This window comes from Paenibacillus sp. JT31N17, assembly GCF_056269255.1.
The window spans coordinates 313810-330114 of sequence record NZ_JBWDNP010000007.1; the positions used below are offsets into that span (position 1 = coordinate 313810).

At 47.4% G+C, this 16305-nt stretch carries 13 protein-coding genes, 16 tRNA genes, 1 rRNA gene and 1 pseudogene; 2 read left to right on the forward strand and 29 right to left on the reverse strand.

Annotated features, from left to right (window positions below; genetic code table 11):
• Position 1: 1 nt before the first annotated feature.
• From AC0YOB_RS23030 to AC0YOB_RS23075, 10 genes are all read right to left on the reverse strand, one after another.
• Complete coding sequence (locus AC0YOB_RS23030; protein ID WP_475794743.1) at positions 2-1087, reverse strand: sensor histidine kinase; 1086 nt, start codon at positions 1085-1087, stop codon at positions 2-4.
• 89 nt (positions 1088-1176) lie between these two features.
• Positions 1177-1896 carry a PspA/IM30 family protein gene (locus tag AC0YOB_RS23035; protein WP_475794744.1) on the reverse strand — a complete coding sequence of 240 codons (720 nt, stop codon included), beginning with the start codon at positions 1894-1896 and terminating at the stop codon, positions 1177-1179.
• Position 1897: 1 nt separating this feature from the next.
• Positions 1898-2410 carry a PspC domain-containing protein gene (locus AC0YOB_RS23040; protein ID WP_475794745.1) on the reverse strand — a complete coding sequence of 171 codons (513 nt, stop codon included), beginning with the start codon at positions 2408-2410 and terminating at the stop codon, positions 1898-1900.
• Positions 2407-3102 (reverse strand): PspA/IM30 family protein, encoded by a 696-nt coding sequence (locus tag AC0YOB_RS23045; protein WP_475794746.1) that lies wholly within the window; start codon positions 3100-3102, stop codon positions 2407-2409. The genes AC0YOB_RS23040 and AC0YOB_RS23045 overlap by 4 nt, the downstream gene beginning before the upstream one ends.
• A gap of 54 nt (positions 3103-3156) precedes the next feature.
• Complete coding sequence (locus tag AC0YOB_RS23050) at positions 3157-3447, reverse strand: LiaF transmembrane domain-containing protein (RefSeq protein WP_210038114.1); 291 nt, start codon at positions 3445-3447, stop codon at positions 3157-3159.
• Between the two features lie 477 nt (positions 3448-3924).
• On the reverse strand, positions 3925-5493 hold the full coding sequence (locus AC0YOB_RS23055; RefSeq protein ID WP_475794747.1) for an ABC transporter substrate-binding protein: 1569 nt from the start codon (positions 5491-5493) through the stop codon (positions 3925-3927).
• Positions 5494-5613: 120 nt separating this feature from the next.
• A complete protein-coding gene (locus tag AC0YOB_RS23060; RefSeq protein WP_475794748.1) occupies positions 5614-6549 on the reverse strand; it encodes a carbohydrate ABC transporter permease in 936 nt (311 codons plus the stop codon).
• A 19-nt stretch (positions 6550-6568) separates the two neighbouring features.
• Positions 6569-7552 carry an ABC transporter permease gene (locus tag AC0YOB_RS23065; protein ID WP_475794749.1) on the reverse strand — a complete coding sequence of 328 codons (984 nt, stop codon included), beginning with the start codon at positions 7550-7552 and terminating at the stop codon, positions 6569-6571.
• A gap of 99 nt (positions 7553-7651) precedes the next feature.
• Positions 7652-9256: a response regulator transcription factor gene (locus tag AC0YOB_RS23070; RefSeq protein WP_475794750.1), complete on the reverse strand. Its 1605-nt coding sequence runs from the start codon at positions 9254-9256 to the stop codon at positions 7652-7654.
• The gene (locus tag AC0YOB_RS23075; RefSeq protein WP_475794751.1) at positions 9234-10949 is read right to left on the reverse strand and encodes a sensor histidine kinase; all 1716 of its coding nucleotides are present in this window, start codon (positions 10947-10949) and stop codon (positions 9234-9236) included. Before AC0YOB_RS23075 ends, AC0YOB_RS23070 begins: the two co-directional genes overlap by 23 nt.
• Before the next feature lie 352 nt (positions 10950-11301).
• Here AC0YOB_RS23075 and AC0YOB_RS23080 point away from each other — a divergent pair.
• Both AC0YOB_RS23080 and AC0YOB_RS23085 read left to right on the forward strand, forming a co-directional pair.
• A pseudogene (locus AC0YOB_RS23080) lies at positions 11302-11421 on the forward strand (TetR/AcrR family transcriptional regulator); the annotation flags it as partial.
• A 6-nt stretch (positions 11422-11427) separates the two neighbouring features.
• The gene (locus AC0YOB_RS23085; RefSeq protein WP_475794752.1) at positions 11428-11847 is read left to right on the forward strand and encodes a TetR family transcriptional regulator C-terminal domain-containing protein; all 420 of its coding nucleotides are present in this window, start codon (positions 11428-11430) and stop codon (positions 11845-11847) included.
• A gap of 242 nt (positions 11848-12089) precedes the next feature.
• Here AC0YOB_RS23085 and AC0YOB_RS23090 read toward each other — a convergent pair whose 3' ends face one another.
• From AC0YOB_RS23090 to AC0YOB_RS23180, 19 genes are all read right to left on the reverse strand, one after another.
• Positions 12090-12446: a VOC family protein gene (locus AC0YOB_RS23090; RefSeq protein WP_475794753.1), complete on the reverse strand. Its 357-nt coding sequence runs from the start codon at positions 12444-12446 to the stop codon at positions 12090-12092.
• A 71-nt stretch (positions 12447-12517) separates the two neighbouring features.
• Entirely contained in the window at positions 12518-13330 is an 813-nt protein-coding gene (locus AC0YOB_RS23095) for an SDR family NAD(P)-dependent oxidoreductase (RefSeq protein WP_475794754.1), read from the reverse strand.
• Between the two features lie 1095 nt (positions 13331-14425).
• Positions 14426-14507: transfer RNA gene (locus tag AC0YOB_RS23100), tRNA-Leu, on the reverse strand.
• A gap of 7 nt (positions 14508-14514) precedes the next feature.
• Positions 14515-14591 (reverse strand) — tRNA-Arg (locus AC0YOB_RS23105).
• Between the two features lie 19 nt (positions 14592-14610).
• Positions 14611-14684: transfer RNA gene (locus tag AC0YOB_RS23110), tRNA-Cys, on the reverse strand.
• Between the two features lie 8 nt (positions 14685-14692).
• Positions 14693-14767 (reverse strand) — tRNA-Gly (locus tag AC0YOB_RS23115).
• A gap of 7 nt (positions 14768-14774) precedes the next feature.
• Positions 14775-14849, reverse strand: a tRNA-Gln gene (locus tag AC0YOB_RS23120).
• Positions 14850-14879: 30 nt separating this feature from the next.
• Positions 14880-14955, reverse strand: a tRNA-His gene (locus AC0YOB_RS23125).
• A gap of 15 nt (positions 14956-14970) precedes the next feature.
• Positions 14971-15044, reverse strand: a tRNA-Trp gene (locus AC0YOB_RS23130).
• A gap of 9 nt (positions 15045-15053) precedes the next feature.
• Positions 15054-15139 (reverse strand) — tRNA-Tyr (locus AC0YOB_RS23135).
• Positions 15140-15144: 5 nt separating this feature from the next.
• Positions 15145-15220 (reverse strand) — tRNA-Thr (locus AC0YOB_RS23140).
• A gap of 20 nt (positions 15221-15240) precedes the next feature.
• Positions 15241-15316: transfer RNA gene (locus tag AC0YOB_RS23145), tRNA-Phe, on the reverse strand.
• 12 nt (positions 15317-15328) lie between these two features.
• Positions 15329-15405: transfer RNA gene (locus AC0YOB_RS23150), tRNA-Asp, on the reverse strand.
• A 35-nt stretch (positions 15406-15440) separates the two neighbouring features.
• Positions 15441-15517 (reverse strand) — tRNA-Met (locus tag AC0YOB_RS23155).
• Between the two features lie 27 nt (positions 15518-15544).
• Positions 15545-15620: transfer RNA gene (locus AC0YOB_RS23160), tRNA-Val, on the reverse strand.
• 79 nt (positions 15621-15699) lie between these two features.
• Positions 15700-15774 (reverse strand) — tRNA-Glu (locus AC0YOB_RS23165).
• Between the two features lie 55 nt (positions 15775-15829).
• Positions 15830-15920: transfer RNA gene (locus AC0YOB_RS23170), tRNA-Ser, on the reverse strand.
• Between the two features lie 3 nt (positions 15921-15923).
• Positions 15924-15999 (reverse strand) — tRNA-Asn (locus AC0YOB_RS23175).
• A gap of 124 nt (positions 16000-16123) precedes the next feature.
• Positions 16124-16305 (reverse strand): 23S ribosomal RNA (locus AC0YOB_RS23180); the annotation flags it as partial.

Consider the following 16305-nt stretch of genomic DNA (forward strand, 5'->3'; position numbering starts at 1 on the left):
TTCATTGAACCGTAACCGGAACCTTAATGTCAATATGCACGCCTTGTCCGGGTGCAGAAGTCAGACGTATGGAACCGCCGAGCACATTGACGCGCTCTTCCATCGTCAGCAGCCCATACGAAGTTTGTTTCTTCGCTTCCAGATCAAAGCCGACCCCATTGTCCTGAAAGGTGAGCTGCACATCATTTCCATAACCCTTCAGCCGGATCAGAACCTGATCTGCCTTGGAATGTCTAAGCGTATTGGATAATGCCTCTTGAGCGATCCGGAACAGATGATCCTCCGCCTCTGAGTCGAGCATAATCGAATCATCCACTTCCAGCGTAATGTGCATCGGCACCTTTTGTTTCAATTCCTCGACCAGACTGTATAAAGCCTGCCCCAGGTTCTTGCCATCCAGATGAATGGGCCGAAGATGCAGCAGCAGCGCTCTCATCTCGGATTGGGCGACAGATGCCATTTCTTCAATCAGCTGCACCTGTCGTTTCGCCCGCTCCCAATCCTTCTCCAATGTACGGCTGACCGCCGTCGCCGTCATCGAAATCGCGAACAACTGCTGGCTGACCGCATCATGAAGCTCCCGCGCAAGCCGTTCCCGCTCCTGAATAACAGCCGAGAAGCGGACCTGCTCGGTCCATACTTCCTGATCCTTGGTCATTTCATCCACAGTTCCCGCTTCATGATCTTCGGAAGGAAGCGTCACACGCTGCTTCTTCCGCCGCTGCTGATCGGTTAACCGTTTGATCGCGGCCCGCAGTTTAATTCCCTGCAGATAGCTGTAAACCGCAGCAGCAGCAAGTCCAACCCCAATCACGGAAAGACCGATAGCGGCCGCCTTCGTTTGCAGAGCGAACAGCTGCACATAGTTCGTTCCCTGCATGACCAGTACAATCAATCCAAGAATGACGAGCAGCCATATGACTGTCTCGGCGGCATTTCCCCGTTTACCCTGATCCCGGACTCCCTGAGGAATCCCGCCATCATTGCGCAGCAAGGATGGAGCTTGACGCTGCCCTTCCGTATTCGCGCTTTCCGGTTTACGTGAATGGCCATCCGGCGGCAAATCCGCAGGCGACTTGTCAGCCATTAAAGGTTGCTCCTCTCTATGTAAAGAGCATAAAGACAAGCCACAGCCGGCGCTTCTTTTTGAAGCCCCGACTGCAGGTTTGTTTATGCTTATTCTTCTGTAACACTTGCTTTCTCAAGTGATGGCGAGGATGAAGGAGGGTTCAGCTTGTTTTTAAGGGCCTGCAGCTGCTCTTCCACCTTCAGCTGTTTGGAAGGATCCACGATCCCGGCAGAAGTGCTGCTGCCATGCGTGCTGAATGGAACGCGCATTACATCGGCTTCCGCTTCCAGCTGCATAATTTTCTCTTCCATCCGGCCAAAGCCGCGCGAAGCATTTCCGCTTTCGATGGAATGAACGGTTGTTACCTGCGCCATTTGCTTCTTGGCTTTCGCCATTTGAGCGCGGGCCGCCAGCTCATTGCGTTTGTTGCGAAGCTGGTAGAACTCATCCTTCATACCGTGCAGCTGCTGCATGAGCTCTTCTGCCTGCGCTTTTGCCCCGGCATGCATTTCACCATATTCCGTTACTTTTTGATCGAAGAAAATTTTCTCTTCCAGCAGCTTGCGTGCAAGCTCTTCCTGTTCGGCGCGAATGGCCGTTTCGGCTTTTGCCTCCCGGTCTGCCGCGCTGCGGACTGCTTCGTCCAGGCGCTGTTTCATGCGGCGCTCGTTGGCCATTTGCTTGGCGACGGTCAGCTCTGCCTGATGGATCTCGGCCTCCATATCCCGCAGATACTGATTCAGCATCACTACCGGATCCTCCATTTTATCCAAAAGCTCATGCATCGATGCCTTCGTCATATCTTTCATACGTTTAAATATACTCATTTTAAAACTCTCCCTTCTCTTGCTTGGCTAGTTTGGCTTTCAGTTCGTCAATTTCACGGCGCAGCGCCTTGATTTCCAGCTCTTCCATCATCGCATCCAGATTGGATGCAGGCTGCCCCTGCTGCCAGTTGGCAGAACCGCGTTGGGGACCGGATGGAGGTATGTTCGGGTTCGGGTTTGTATTCGTATAAGAACCGTTATATCCCGGACCTTGGCCTGGATTGGAGTAGTAGCCTCCAGCATTATTCCAGCCACCGTTATTGTAGTTCCCGCCGCCATAGCCGCCAGGACCGGGACCGAATCCGCCTGGGCCAAATCCATTATATGGGATAGGCTCCTTGGGAACGACCAGACCGGCTAATATATAAACAACAATTAAAGCGCCGCTTGTAAACACAGTCAGGACAATCAGAAGAATCCGCAGCAGTGTCGCATCAACATTGAGCATCTCGGCGATGCCGCCGCATAATCCGAAGAGCTTCTTGTCCCGTCGCGACCGATACAGTTTCTTCATGACGATTTCCATCCTTCCTGCTGTAATTTGCGTTTCAGCTGTTCCATTTCCCGCTCGATGGCCGACTGGATCGTAGAGCCCGCTTCAGAGAGAAATTCTGCCCCGGCCCGGCGTATTTCACGCAGGCTTTTAGCTTCCAGCTCCATATCGGTGATGCGGTCCTCCAGCCTGCGGAACATGCCTGATGGCTGCTGTCCGGGAACGGCTGCTGTTGGGCCTCCGGCATAGCGGGCATTCATCCGCTGCTGCAGTCGAAGCGACTCCATCCTTGCGGCGTAATACTCACGTTTATCGTAGACAGCCTGATACTCGCTGCGCAGCTCACGCAGCTGCTGCTCAAGGTCCTGAATGTTGTTAAGGGTCTGTTCATACAATTCGCGATACTGCAGGGCGCGTTCTTCGCTTCCCGCTTTATCCTGCAGCGCAATGCGCGCTACCTGTTCTTCGCCGGCCTTCAGAGCGATAATCGCTTGCTGCTCCCGCTTTTCCTTCATTTGCTCGGCTTGCAGCCATTGGTTTTTCAGGTGGTTCCCGTGTCCCATATATTGTTGATACAGCCGCTCGGCCTGGATGATCTCTTCACGCGTCGACCATAGAAATTGATCGATCAGCTTGACCGGATCTTCCGCTTTCTCCAGCCGCTCATTTAATGTCGCGACTGTCAAGTCACGAACCCTGCGAATAATACTCATCGGTATACCTCCTTAGTCCCGTTGTTCTTGCTTCCTTGCTGACATCGCATGTATTTAAACACGTTTCTCACGTTTGAAAATGGATACGCCCCATACGATCAAGCCGATTGCCAGCAAAAGCGTAATCAGGCCCATCATTTTGCCAAGCAGCATGAATGCTCCAACTACAATCAGAATGCCGCCGATCACCTTGCTGTCGTTCTTCAAACCGACAACGCCCAACCCGATCAGTATGAATGGCATCAGGAATCCGATAATTCCACCGAGATGAATACCGAAAAAATTCATTGCCACCAGACCGCCAACAATAACGAGTATAACACCAAGCGCCGATTTTCCGTTCATTGTTTGTGTCACCGCCTTTCGACCTTTTTTATATTTTTGTTTTCGTTGATACCTCGCTGCGCTTGAATTTGTTTCACCGCTTTGCTTATGTACTCATTGTAGGTTATTTTCAGGGGTTTCAAAACGGACCCGCGACGGTTTTTGTTCCTAGACCTCAGTCGGGGATACGCCCCACCCGCGGACCGAAAACGGCTCACTTTTCAACTAAGCAGCCTATTTGAACCTGAATATATGTACATAAGATGCGCTGCTAAGATGGGAAGCAACAAGCGTCCTTTCCCGGCAATTGCTGCTATTGATGGCCAGTGCAGTAATGATGGCATATACATTATAACTGATATGCTCCTAATATTGGATAATCAATAAAAACCCGTGTCTCAAAGGGACACGGGCTGGATAACCGGACCACACAGTTATTCCCAGAAAGCCTTTTCTCGCTCGTATTTCAGGAAGGGCATGACCGGCTCGCATGAATTACTATTTCCCAGCCAGGAAAGCATCGAACTGCTCCTGCTTGGCTTTGATGATTTTGTCAACTCCTGCCGCTTTCAATGCGGCCATATATTCCGGCATCACCTTGTCAATGTCAACCGATCCGGTTTCCAACGCTTTCTTATATTGCTTATCGACGTTTGCGATAGCGCCTACCTCGGACTTCACCTCCGCGCTGTCGAATACAAATCCAAGAGCAGGCGACGATTTGGCATTCCTATTAAACTCACGGAATTTTTCCCATTTGTCCGGATCCTCCGAATCCCACACATAATTCAGGAACTGGTTTCCAAGCTCCCAGGCTACGCCAGGCGCATACTGCTGGGAATTGGCCGAGGACGTAATAATTTCGCCATTGCGCGTGTAATGATCTCCTTCGATGCCAAAATTGATCAGATTGACGAGCTCCTTATCTGTGTGCAGCAGATTAATGAACATCATCGCGCGCGCCGGGTCCTTGGAGGTCGAGGAAATGGCCAGCATCGAGCCTGCCGTTTCATCCGTGGACACCGTTTTGCCCGTCAGGGTGATTTGATCCAATTTGCCTGACAGTCCGGCCGCATTGGCTATTTCCGCCGCTTTGCCCGGCTTTATCGGTTCAACGGTAGAGAATACATTGCCGGCTTTATAGGCGTCTCCACTGGCGAGCTGTGTTGTCGCGGCATCGCTGTTCACATAACCCTTTACATAGAAATCGCGGGCCACCTTCAAATAACGTTTGTAGATGTCCAGATCCTGTTCCATCCGTACTGCGGCATCATCCGAGCTTTTAATGATCGCCCCTGGGATCGTACTGTCCCCGAGGAAATCGGTTTCAGCGAAAAAATGAGAAGTGAACAGGCCGCCGGTCGTATACAGCGGAATCATATCCGGCTTCTTTTCTTTGACCACTTTATAAATCGCATCCAGATCTTCAGCTGTTTTTACCGCACTCATATCCAGCCCCAGCTCATCCGCGATATCCTTGCGGTACACAATGCCGCCTGCTGCGGCAAGCTCCTTGTTCGTCGGAATCCCGTAATTCTTCCCTTTGATTTTGGAGCCCTCCAGAAATGCCGGATCAAGCGATTCCAGGATACCCTTGCCATATTCCTGCAGCAGATCATCCGCCTCCAGGTAGGCGCCCTTGGCCACATTCTTGGCGTATCCGTTCCATGCTGCAGTGAACAGTACATCCACCGGCTCGCGGGAAGCGATCATCAGGTTCATTTTATCGTCCCATGCGCCCCAATCAATCGGCATCAGATCGATTGTCGCATTGATTTTGGCCTTCAGCAGCTTATTCATGGCCTCTTCCACTTTCTTCTCATCCGGCTGAGGCGGTCCTTCATAAACCACCTTCAGCTCATAGGGCTCCAGATCCGATGCGGGGGCCGCTGCGTTATCTTCTTTGCCTGCTGCATTATTACTGCTTGCGGTTTCATTTGCCGGCTTATTTCCTCCGCTGTTATCGTTGCCCCCATTATTACCTGCTCCCCCGCACGCTGTGGTTACCAGAATGATGGCTAAAATCAATATACCTGTCAACGATATTTTACTTTTCGTCTGTTTCATGAGCGGATATACCTCCTTAAACTTTTTTATAGGTTAATCCGGCACCGCCGGTTGCAGCTGAACAGATTTCTTGCTCTTATCAATAAATGCCGAGTCGCTCCAGATTCATTTGAAGCGCATTCACCCTTTTACCGCACCAACCGTCAGTCCTTTAATAAAATATTTCTGGAAAAACGGATAAGCCAGCACAATCGGCCCTACTCCGATGATCGCCATTGCCATGCGAACCGTCTCACTGGGAAAATTCATCATGCCGCCTGCTTTGGCAATCTCTGCAGCAGCAGTAGGATTGCTCGCCAGATACTGGATATTAGCCATCATTTTATACAACAGATACTGAACCGAGATATTCTCATTGTTGGTGATGAACACCAGGCTAAGAAACCAGTCATTCCAATAGTTCAGCGTTTGAAACAGCGCGACCGTGGCAAGCACCGGCAGCGATAACGGCATCACAATTTGAATGAAAATCCTCATCTCGCCTGCCCCGTCAATCTTGGCGGATTCAAGAACGGCAGCAGGAATGGTGGTCTGAAAGAAAGTCCTGACAATAAGCACGAAGAAAGCGGATACGATAAGCGGCATGATTAACGACCATAACGTATCCTTCAAATCCAGCATTTGCACATACACCAGATACCACGGAACAAGCCCGCCGGAGAAGAGCATCGTGAAGAAAACAAAGAAGGTGAAAAATTTGGCATGGGGGAAATTCGTTCTGGAGATGGGGTATGCATATAAAGCGATAATGAGCATGCTCAATATCGTTCCAATCACGGTGACCGAGATGGTAATCCCGTAAGAATGAACAATTTGATGAATATCCCGCATAAGGAACTTATAGGCGCTCATATCAAATTGCTCCGGGATGAATTTATAGCCTTCACGAACAACGAATTGCTCATTGGAGAAGGACACCGAGATGATCAGGAGCAGCGGTATAATACATAGGAATGAATAAATAATGAAGAACAGATTAATTCCCCATGATGCCGCAGACGGCAGTCTATTTTGCGGATTGGACATGGACGGGAGGTTTGCTTTTACAGCTTCCATTCATTTCACTCCTTGGAGACTAGAATAAAGCATTGTCGCTATTAAACCTGCGGACGATCCAGTTGGCCAGAAAGACCAGCACAAACCCTACAACCGACTGCAACAGTCCCGCCGCAGAAGAGAGCCCAATGTCGCCAACCGTGAGGAAAGTCCGGTACACATAGGTATCGATAACATTGGTAACCGGGAAAAGCACGCCCGAATCTCTTGTCACCTGGAAGAACAATCCAAAGTCCGCATTGAAGATCCTCCCGACCTGAAGCAGCGTCATAATTGTGAGAATCGGCATAATGAGCGGAATCGTAATGCCTGTCATCTGCTGCCACTTGCCTGCTCCGTCAATCGTAGCGGCTTCATAGTATTCATCGTCAATGCCGATAATGGCGGCCATATAGATGACGGTATAATAGCCTATCCCTTTCCACAGATTGACGAGCGGCAGAATGAAAGGCCATACCTCTTTGGTGAAATACCACCGTATTGGATCCAGACCAAGCGCCGGCAGCAGTGTCCCGTTTAAATAGCCATGCTCATCGCTCATAAATCCGAATACCAGGTATGCAATTATAATGTAAGAAAGAAAGTAAGGCAGAAACATAATGGTTTGATGCATCTTGGAGAGGAACCGGTTCTTCATTTCGTTCAGCATAATGGCGAAAGCCACCGGAAAAATCAGGTTCAGCACAATAAACAGGGAATTATAGAGAAGCGTATTGCGTGTAATGATCCAGGCATCCGAGGTTTTGAACAAATATTGAAAATTGGTCAGCCCCGACCAAGGACTGTTCAGGATCCCGTCGGTATAATTAACCGTCTTGAATGCGATAATAATGCCGAACATGGGAATGTAATTATTCAGCACGAGAAGAACAATTGCCGGCAGCATCATCAGATAAAACATCCAGAACTTTCTGATCGTTCGAAACAGCGTGAATTTCCGGCCCGTCGCACGTTCCAATCTGTAAGCGTTATCAATTACCTCCGGGGTTGCTGCACTATCCACCGTCTTCCTCCTCCTTCTCTTTATTGATAAATCCATCATAATAAAAAACGATGCCGCGCTCTATCGGCATCGTGACTTGATTAACGCTGTGGTGACCTCTTACTGCACATCCTGGTATTTCTTGCGGTAATCCTGCGGTGTGAGTCCGGTTATTTTCTTGAATAGTTTGGAAAAATGCGAAAAATTGCAGTAACCGACAGACATCGCAATATCGCTGATTTTATGATTGGTTTGTTTCAGCTCAGACTTCGCTTTGGACAAACGCAATTCAACCATGTAATCCGTCAGGGATTGACCGGTTTCCTTCCGAAACAATCTCGACAGATAAGCGGGGTTCAGATATACATGCCCGGCGATCATCTCCCTGTTTAGATCCTTATCCATATTAAACTCGATGAACTGCTGAACCTTCACAATGGTGTTCGATACCTCTTTTCCCTGAGTGAATAGATAATCCGCAGCTTCATCGATGAATTGCAAGCTCCATGCTTTCATGGTGACCAGCGTCTTCATGGCCGGCTCGCCATCTTTCCAATCCCCATGGGGATACACAACCGAAGGTGCCAGCTGCTTCTTCTGCAGCAGCTGAAACACCATCGTTACGAGACTATAATAGTAATTGACCATGTAATTATGATCCACCTGCTCATTCCTCAGACGCTCAAACAGCTCGATAACTCTTAGCCTGACGTCCTGCTTTTTGCCTTGCTCAATCAATACCGCCCAGTCCTGGAAGCTTGGCACGGGTACCGTTAAGCTTTTGGGCCTGGTAAACGCCTCCAGATGTAATACACGGCCTGTCTGAGCAACATTGCATCTTTCCATCTCCAATAAAAGCTGTGTGCCGGAGCGCAAATCACCAATCATTTCCGGTTCCCCGATATAGCAGGACACCACCCCATACAAAAATTTGCTGCATTTTTGAATATATTCCTCACTTCGGGCGTTCAGCTCAGCCGTATGGCTTTCGTCCGGATCATACAGCAGCACAAAAATCAAACCGTTCCGATCGCTGATGACATGCCCGCACCAGTCCTTCAACAAAATCTCGGCTGCTGCGTTCTTCAATGCATGAGCCATAATTTCCTCATCCTGCGCATTCCATTCCTGTTTCCATTCTTCCACGCTGATCAGCATGGGCTGAATCCTCTTGCTCATATCCAGCTTCAATCCGTAAAGAGCAAACAAGGGCTCGAGCTTGCCGGCAGTGGCGGGGATCCGCATACTCAGCACATCCTGCCAGAGACGCTCAATCAGAAAAGGGAGCTGTCTGTTCCACTGCTCATAATAAACCTCATACGTTTTACGAAGGGATTCCTTCTGAGCCTGTTCGCGGATACTCTCTATTGCTTTACCCACACTATCCCTCAATAGCTCATGATCTATAGGCTTGAGCAAATAGTTAAAGCTGCTCAGCTGAATCGCCTGCTGGGCGTACAGGAAATCGGCATGTCCGGTTAGGAAAAGAGTCGCTGTATCCGGTGAATGCTCATTGACCCAGGCGAGCAGGTCAATTCCGTTCTCATTGGGCATATCAATGTCCGAAATCAGAACATGAATCGGATATTGGGCGAATATCTGACGTGCTTCTTCCGCATCGTAGGCTTTATAAATATTCAGGATGGGAAGAGCCGACCAGTCAATCCCCTCCGCTATCCCCCGAATAGCAATTTCCTCATCGTCAACGACCAACAGATTGAACATCGTCATCCTCCTCGTGCTCTGCTTCTGAATCCATAGCCTGAAGGGGCAGCCTGATTCGTACGGCAGCCCCTCCGCTCGCCGACTTATTGTCAAATGCAATATCCGCTTCGCCATGATAGCGCAGCTTGAGCCGCTGGATGACATTGAGAATGCCGAGCCTGCTTGTTTCCGCCTGGGGAAGTGCTCCATCGCCGTTCAACTGCTCCAGCACATCATCTGGGAAACCAACGCCGTTATCCTCGACTACAATCGACACGAATCGATTCCCCCCGTCAAATACGATGCAGCCTGTCAATTGAATGAAGAATGGCTCCTTCCGGTTGACAAAGCCATGGATAATGGCATTTTCTACAAAAGGCTGGAGGGATAATGCCGGCAGAGTGACCGATTTCAGGCGTTCCGGAATATCATAACTGCAGTAGAGCTTGTTCGGAAACCGAAACTTTTGAATTTCGATATAGCTCTCAATATGCTTCAGCTCTTCCGCCAGACGAATAGAATCCTGATTTATCCTCATTATGAAGCGGAAATAATCCGCCAGATGGAGCGACATCTTCTTCACCGAGTCATAATCCTTCAACGCGGCAAAATTATAAATTATATTCAGGCTGTTCATATAGAAATGGGGATTGATTTGGGCCTGCAGCTGCTTCAGTTCCATTCGCTGCGCCCGGATTTGTTCTTCATACATTCCAATCTTCAGCAGCTTGATCTGCTGCGCCATATTATTGAAGGTATTGGCCAGAAATACGAATTCTATCGTTTCATTCGTGTGCAAGCGGACGTCAAGAATGCCAAGCGACAGCTTTTTCATTCCCTTGATGAGCTGATGAAGCGGATTAAAAATCATTTGCCGGATAAATAGGAGATACAAAACAAGCACCAGGATGAAGCCGAATGCCATTATATAAGCAGCCTTCTGAAAATAAGGCAGCCCCTGCAGCATATAGCTCTCCGGTATAATGATGCTGATCGTCATATCGGCAACTTTACTGGAGCGTTCTATAACCATATATTTCTGACCGTCAACTTTATTTTTAATAATCTGATAAGGCTTGCTCAGCAGCATCATATCGTTGAGCGGGACCTTAGGGTTCGGGTTTGCCAGCGATTTGGCCAATTGAATGCCATTGCGGCGGTAAATGGCACTCTCCCCGATGTCCCCGTGATCCCATTGAATCGATAACAAGTTCAGCAAATCGGCAATATTGATAATGGCCCCTACATACAGGCCATCGGTAACCTGGAACACTTTGACGAGAAAATCACGCCCTGGCACCAGATCGTCCTCCCAAAGCATCCACTGGCTGACCTCCCCAGGCTTCTGCGTGGCAACAATGCGTGCGGTATTATTTTTTAACACCTGCTGTGTGTTCGTGTAGGGTCCGGAAGTACTGAAAATGATATCGCTTTCATGAAATAGAAAGACAGTGTCAATCGGCTTGTAAAATCCGATATCCCGGTTAAGCTTATTTAAAATTCTGATCTTCGTCAGTACGTAATTATCGCTTCCATAGGGAAAGGACATAAGCAGACCGGCATCGGAATCCAAAACGGCGAGCTTCTTCAAATAATCGTCTACCTCAAGCAGGCTTCGATCGGTTTGGCTGACGAAAATATTGAGGGTATTCTGATACGTTTCCGATACCTTGTCACGGACGATGTTTTTGGCATACCAATTATTGATGACCAAAAAGGCGACAACCGGCAGCATAACCGCAAAAAAGCTGATAATTAATTGGGTCTTTACAGAGCGTCTCAGCGTGGCCCATCCCCTTAGCTCCTAATTAGTGTAAGTCTATCAGGAGGGAATCGGTTAAGCAATAAAGAGTTCGCGGTTCGAACTGTGTGGGGCATCAAAAATACGGAGGATCTACGGGAGTGTTTGTTTACCCGATCGTTTCATTTTCACCGTAAATACGATCGGTTTGTCTTTTATTGTGTTATTGACACGTATCTCTTATACCCCATAAAATAAGATAAACAATCGGGCTTAAAGGGAGAGACTAAAAATTCGAAAAGGTGAAAAAACTAAACAGTTTGTAATCGAGAAGACATCTCTTTTACTTAATCAACGCGGCTATTTATCCACCTCTCTAGCTGAAATAACGGATGCTACAGGTCTGCAAAAGGGAGGATTATATAATCATTTCAGAGATAAGGAAGACCTGATGATCGAATCGTTCAAATACTGCTGCATGCTGGTTAATGAACGCGTAGAGTCAGCAATCGCATCTGAATTAACATCCATCGATCAACTCCTAGCCTTTACTGAGCTTTACTGTAATCTGGATTTTCCCGGCGGATGTCCGATAACCAATGCGGCTGTCGAAGCGGATGCCGTATCAGCACCCCTTTATCGCCATGCTCAGGAGGCTATGAAAGGATTATTGATTCGGCTTGAAGAGATTATCAGCACAGGTATTACCAAGAGTGAGATTCGACCAGACGTTAATCCTCAAGATACCGCATTAGTCATCCTCTCGGCAATTGAGGGAGGCCTTCTGATGAAAAAGCTCTTTCCTTCCTCCAGTTCAATGACAGCGGTCAGGAATCAGCTCGTTCGGTATATAAGCAGTGATTTGAAATAATCATACCGCCAAAAATCAAACGGCTCTGGACAATGATTCAACCATTAAACTTCCGGGTGAGAGCCAAGTCCCTTCATGAGATGGGTACATCAAATTCTTCTGTACAAGAAAAAGAATTCGTACCCATCCATGATAACGGAACGGACATTATAATTGATAATACACGGGATCCGAAAATCGTTTCACTAGCCTCAGATCGCTCTTTACTGGCAAGACGGCTCTGTTTTTTAGTTCAGCTGCTTTTAAGAGTACGGCTCCAAATATTCCAGAACACTGCCATCCGGATGCTTAACAACGATGAGCGTTCCTACAGGGTTGGATATTGGACCACGGAGAATAGATACCCCATTTTCAGCAAAGAAATTCTGAAAGTCTTTAAGCGAGTCCACATAGAGAATATTATGAATATCCGATACAAATGATAATGCTTCATCGGTACCTGCAACAAGAACAAATTGGCCTACTACAGAGAATTCAAGATTAATTTGAGGCGCATTCCAACGTTTTTCACAGGATTTACCTACTAATTTTTCATAATAAGGCAATGCATCATCCATATTATTCAAATGAACCGTCACGAACATTTCATTGATTTTCAAATTTACATCTCCCCGAAATACCTCAGCGATTATTCATATCTTAAGGTGCAATTCAAAGTACGTTACAATAATCAGTCCGCTATTCCCGATACCTTTTCCCATGCCACAACCTCATCAATTCTTTTGCTCAACGAATCGCGAATGCCATATGACGCCAATGATCCGACCGGGAAATGAAGAGGCGGTTTCTCGCTGTTGATCATGGTGATTATTGCTTTTACCGCTTTATCCTGCTTCCCTTTTTCCAAGGCATCATAACCTTTGTAGAATGCCTCATATACAGGAGCGTATTCCGGTTTCGATTCGCTCAGCTTTCTTGAACTTCCCATAAATTCTGTTTCGAATACACCTGGTTCTACAATCGTTGTTTTGATGCCAAATGCCGCAAGCTCGTCAGCCATGGCCTTTGAAAGACCTTCTACTGCAAACTTGGATGCAGCGTACATGCTGAATGCAGGGACTGCCCAGACTCCAAAGATGGATGAAATATTGACATAATGCCCTGACTTTTGCTTCTTAAAAATAGGGAGTGTTTCACGAATCACATCAATCATACCAAAAACATTGACATCAAACTGATCTCTAATTTGCTCATCCGTGTATTCTTCAAGCATGCCGAAAAGTCCATATCCAGCATTATTGACAACAATATCGATCTTTCCGAAAACCTCCAAAGCCTCTGCGACCGCAGATTGAATCTGACCTTTTTTAGTCACATCCAGCGCTGCAATATGGACATTCTCAGGTGATTTTTCCTTTAAATCAGCAATCGAATCAATATTACGTGCAGTCGCGACAATTTTATCACCTGTATTGATCAATTGCTCTACAAACTCACGACCAAATCCTGTTGAGGTTCCTGTAATAAACCATACCTTACTCATGAAAATCTCTCCTTTTTCTGTGTTTTTTACTGATACCGTTTTATATTGATTAGAAATATACATTTCGAAACAAAATAAAGACAGACCGTTCGTTTTTTTATTATATTCATTATAAGCAGATAAGTCAATATCCGCAGCAAATAAATAAAGTAACCCGCCGATCAAAAAATGGTTTGGCTGGATTATACAAGCCTTATTTGAAAAGCCTGATTGTTAACGAAATCCAAGATTGTTTGACGCAGAAAAGGAATTTTTCCTTATAACACATGCTGGTAATCTTGTTTCTTCTACATATCTCAACTGGCAAAAAGTCATCCATAACATTTCCTGGAAACTCCCACAATCGAGCATTCTCAAATATGCGAATTAATCCAGCCCTTTCTCCAGCACTCTCTTAATAATTACATCCGGTGCAACCAATAAACTTCTTTAATTCCATTGAGTGCGCCTCTTTAGGATCTCGTACACACCGATTTGTATGCACCAAAAGGAACTCTCTGCTCACACAAAGAATTAATCCCAGGAAGTGACGTTTATCCTGATACAGGGACGGCCAGCTTATCGACGATTTAAGCTCCCAGGATCAGGTTAATGCGCTCATCAGCCGCAAGCAGGCGGAAATTACAGCCGCCAATCCCAATGTGAATATGGTCATGGAAACCGGCAAGGTAACCAGTAAGGATTAATCGGCTAATTTGATATACTTACAATAAAGAAGGAACGTTTTCAGAAACCGGATACGCAATAATACCCAACCAGTAAGTCGCAATACATTTTTGTCTTATGGCCTTAATTTAAGAAGTATTATAATAGCGCTTGGGTTCATCAGATCAATTTCAGAAAGCTGAAGGGAAGACTATTGTAGGGTTGAAAATAAGGAAATACTTGAGGAAACAATCGGGTAATTTAGTCGGAATTAAGTTGAGCATTCATTATGGAACAATTAATCAGTTATTTTATTATAAACGTGAAAACTTGCAATAAAGTCTGCCGGAACCTATCCATCTTCGTTAATTCCATTCTTATGGACATGCCTAAATGACCAACAAAAAAAGTCTAAAGGATAATCTCCTTTAGACTTTGTAATATTCAATATGGTGCCGGCGAGAGGACTCGAACCTCCACGGTTTCCCTCACGATTTTGAGTCGCGCGCGTCTGCCATTCCGCCACGCCGGCATGGACATGGCGTGCCCTAAGAGATTCGAACTCCCGACCTTTTGATTCGTAGTCAAACGCTCTATCCAGCTGAGCTAAGGGCACATCAATTATAAAACAATGGTGGAGGCGCCACCCAGATTCGAACTGGGGGTAGAGCTTTTGCAGAGCTCTGCCTTACCACTTGGCTATGGCGCCAAAAAAAATGGAGCGGAAGACGGGAATCGAACCCGCGACCCTCGCCTTGGCAAGGCGATGCTCTACCGCTGAGCCACTTCCGCATATAAATGGCTGGGGATTCAGGGATCGAACCTGAGAATGACGGAGTCAAAGTCCGTTGCCTTACCGCTTGGCTAATCCCCAACATTTTCTTTTCTTTTTTTAGGATAAAAATGGGGCGGACGAGGGGAATTGAACCCCCGAATGTCGGATCCACAAACCGATGCGTTAACCACTTCGCCACGACCGCCACGGTATTAAGTTTTGGCAGGGGCAGCAGGAATTGAACCCACACTAACGGTTTTGGAGACCGCTGTTCTACCTTTAAACTATGCCCCTAAGGTAAACTGGTGGAGGATGATGGATTCGAACCACCGAACTCGTAAGAGAGCAGATTTACAGTCTGCCGCGTTTAGCCACTTCGCTAATCCTCCATGAGTGGTGCCGTCGAGAGGACTTGAACCCCCAACCTACTGATTACAAGTCAGTTGCTCTACCAATTGAGCTACAACGGCATATTCAATTCTTTAAAGAATGGTGGCTCGGGACGGAATCGAACCGCCGACACGAGGATTTTCAGTCCTCTGCTCTACCGACTGAGCTACCGAGCCATCTGGTGTAAATGGCGGAGCTGACGGGATTCGAACCCGCGGTCTCCTGCGTGACAGGCAGGCATGTTGGGCCACTACACCACAGCTCCACAATATGGATCTCGGATGACTCCGAAGGTAAAGTTGGTTGCGGGGGCAGGATTTGAACCTGCGGCCTTCGGGTTATGAGCCCGACGAGCTACCGGGCTGCTCCACCCCGCGTCAATATAGTACTGCTTATGCAGTTAATGGTGGAGGCTGACGGGATCGAACCGCCGACCCTCTGCTTGTAAGGCAGATGCTCTCCCAGCTGAGCTAAGCCTCCATAATGCGCGACATTTAATACTATACATCATATTAAGTGTGCTTTGCAAGTCCTAATTCTAAGTTTTTGTAAAAGAATTTGGTGACCCGTAGGGGAATCGAACCCCTGTTACCTCCGTGAAAGGGAGGTGTCTTAACCGCTTGACCAACGGGCCATGATAAGATTTCTCATCGATCAGTATGTAATATTGAGTAATAATGATGAGATTATGGCGGAGAGAGAGGGATTCGAACCCTCGAGACACGGTTAGCGCCTACACGATTTCCAATCGTGCTCCTTCGACCACTCGGACACCTCTCCATATGGCTCCCCGAACAGGACTCGAACCTGTGACAACTCGATTAACAGTCGAGTGCTCTACCAACTGAGCTATCAGGGAACGGTAATACTTCGGGTTGTTACACCCTGAAAACTGGATACGAACGTTTGCGAAACGTTTAGCGGCTTGATTCCCTCCAGCCCTTCGGCTGACGGGTGGAACAAGACTTTCTCTTGTTCCGGTGTAGGATAAGCCCTCGACCGATTAGTATTCGTCAGCTGCACATCTTGCGATGCTTCCACCTCGAACCTATCGACCTGGTCGTCTACCAGGGGTCTTACGAATTGGGAAATCTCATCTTGAGGGGGGCTTCGCGCTTAGATGCTTTCAGCGCTTATCCCGTCCGTACGTAGCTACCCAGCGGTG

Coding starts and splice junctions, on each gene's coding strand:
- AC0YOB_RS23040 (WP_475794745.1), bottom strand. CDS start 2,410: ATGAAGAAACTGTATCGGTCGCGACGGGACAAGAAGCTCTTCGGATTA.
- AC0YOB_RS23035 (WP_475794744.1), bottom strand. CDS start 1,896: ATGAGTATATTTAAACGTATGAAAGATATGACGAAGGCATCGATGCAT.
- AC0YOB_RS23070 (WP_475794750.1), bottom strand. CDS start 9,256: ATGTTCAATCTGTTGGTCGTTGACGATGAGGAAATTGCTATTCGGGGG.
- AC0YOB_RS23050 (WP_210038114.1), bottom strand. CDS start 3,447: ATGAACGGAAAATCGGCGCTTGGTGTTATACTCGTTATTGTTGGCGGT.
- AC0YOB_RS23045 (WP_475794746.1), bottom strand. CDS start 3,102: ATGAGTATTATTCGCAGGGTTCGTGACTTGACAGTCGCGACATTAAAT.
- AC0YOB_RS23095 (WP_475794754.1), bottom strand. CDS start 13,330: ATGAGTAAGGTATGGTTTATTACAGGAACCTCAACAGGATTTGGTCGT.
- AC0YOB_RS23085 (WP_475794752.1), top strand. CDS start 11,428: ATGATCGAATCGTTCAAATACTGCTGCATGCTGGTTAATGAACGCGTA.
- AC0YOB_RS23030 (WP_475794743.1), bottom strand. CDS start 1,087: ATGGCTGACAAGTCGCCTGCGGATTTGCCGCCGGATGGCCATTCACGT.
- AC0YOB_RS23060 (WP_475794748.1), bottom strand. CDS start 6,549: ATGGAAGCTGTAAAAGCAAACCTCCCGTCCATGTCCAATCCGCAAAAT.
- AC0YOB_RS23055 (WP_475794747.1), bottom strand. CDS start 5,493: ATGAAACAGACGAAAAGTAAAATATCGTTGACAGGTATATTGATTTTA.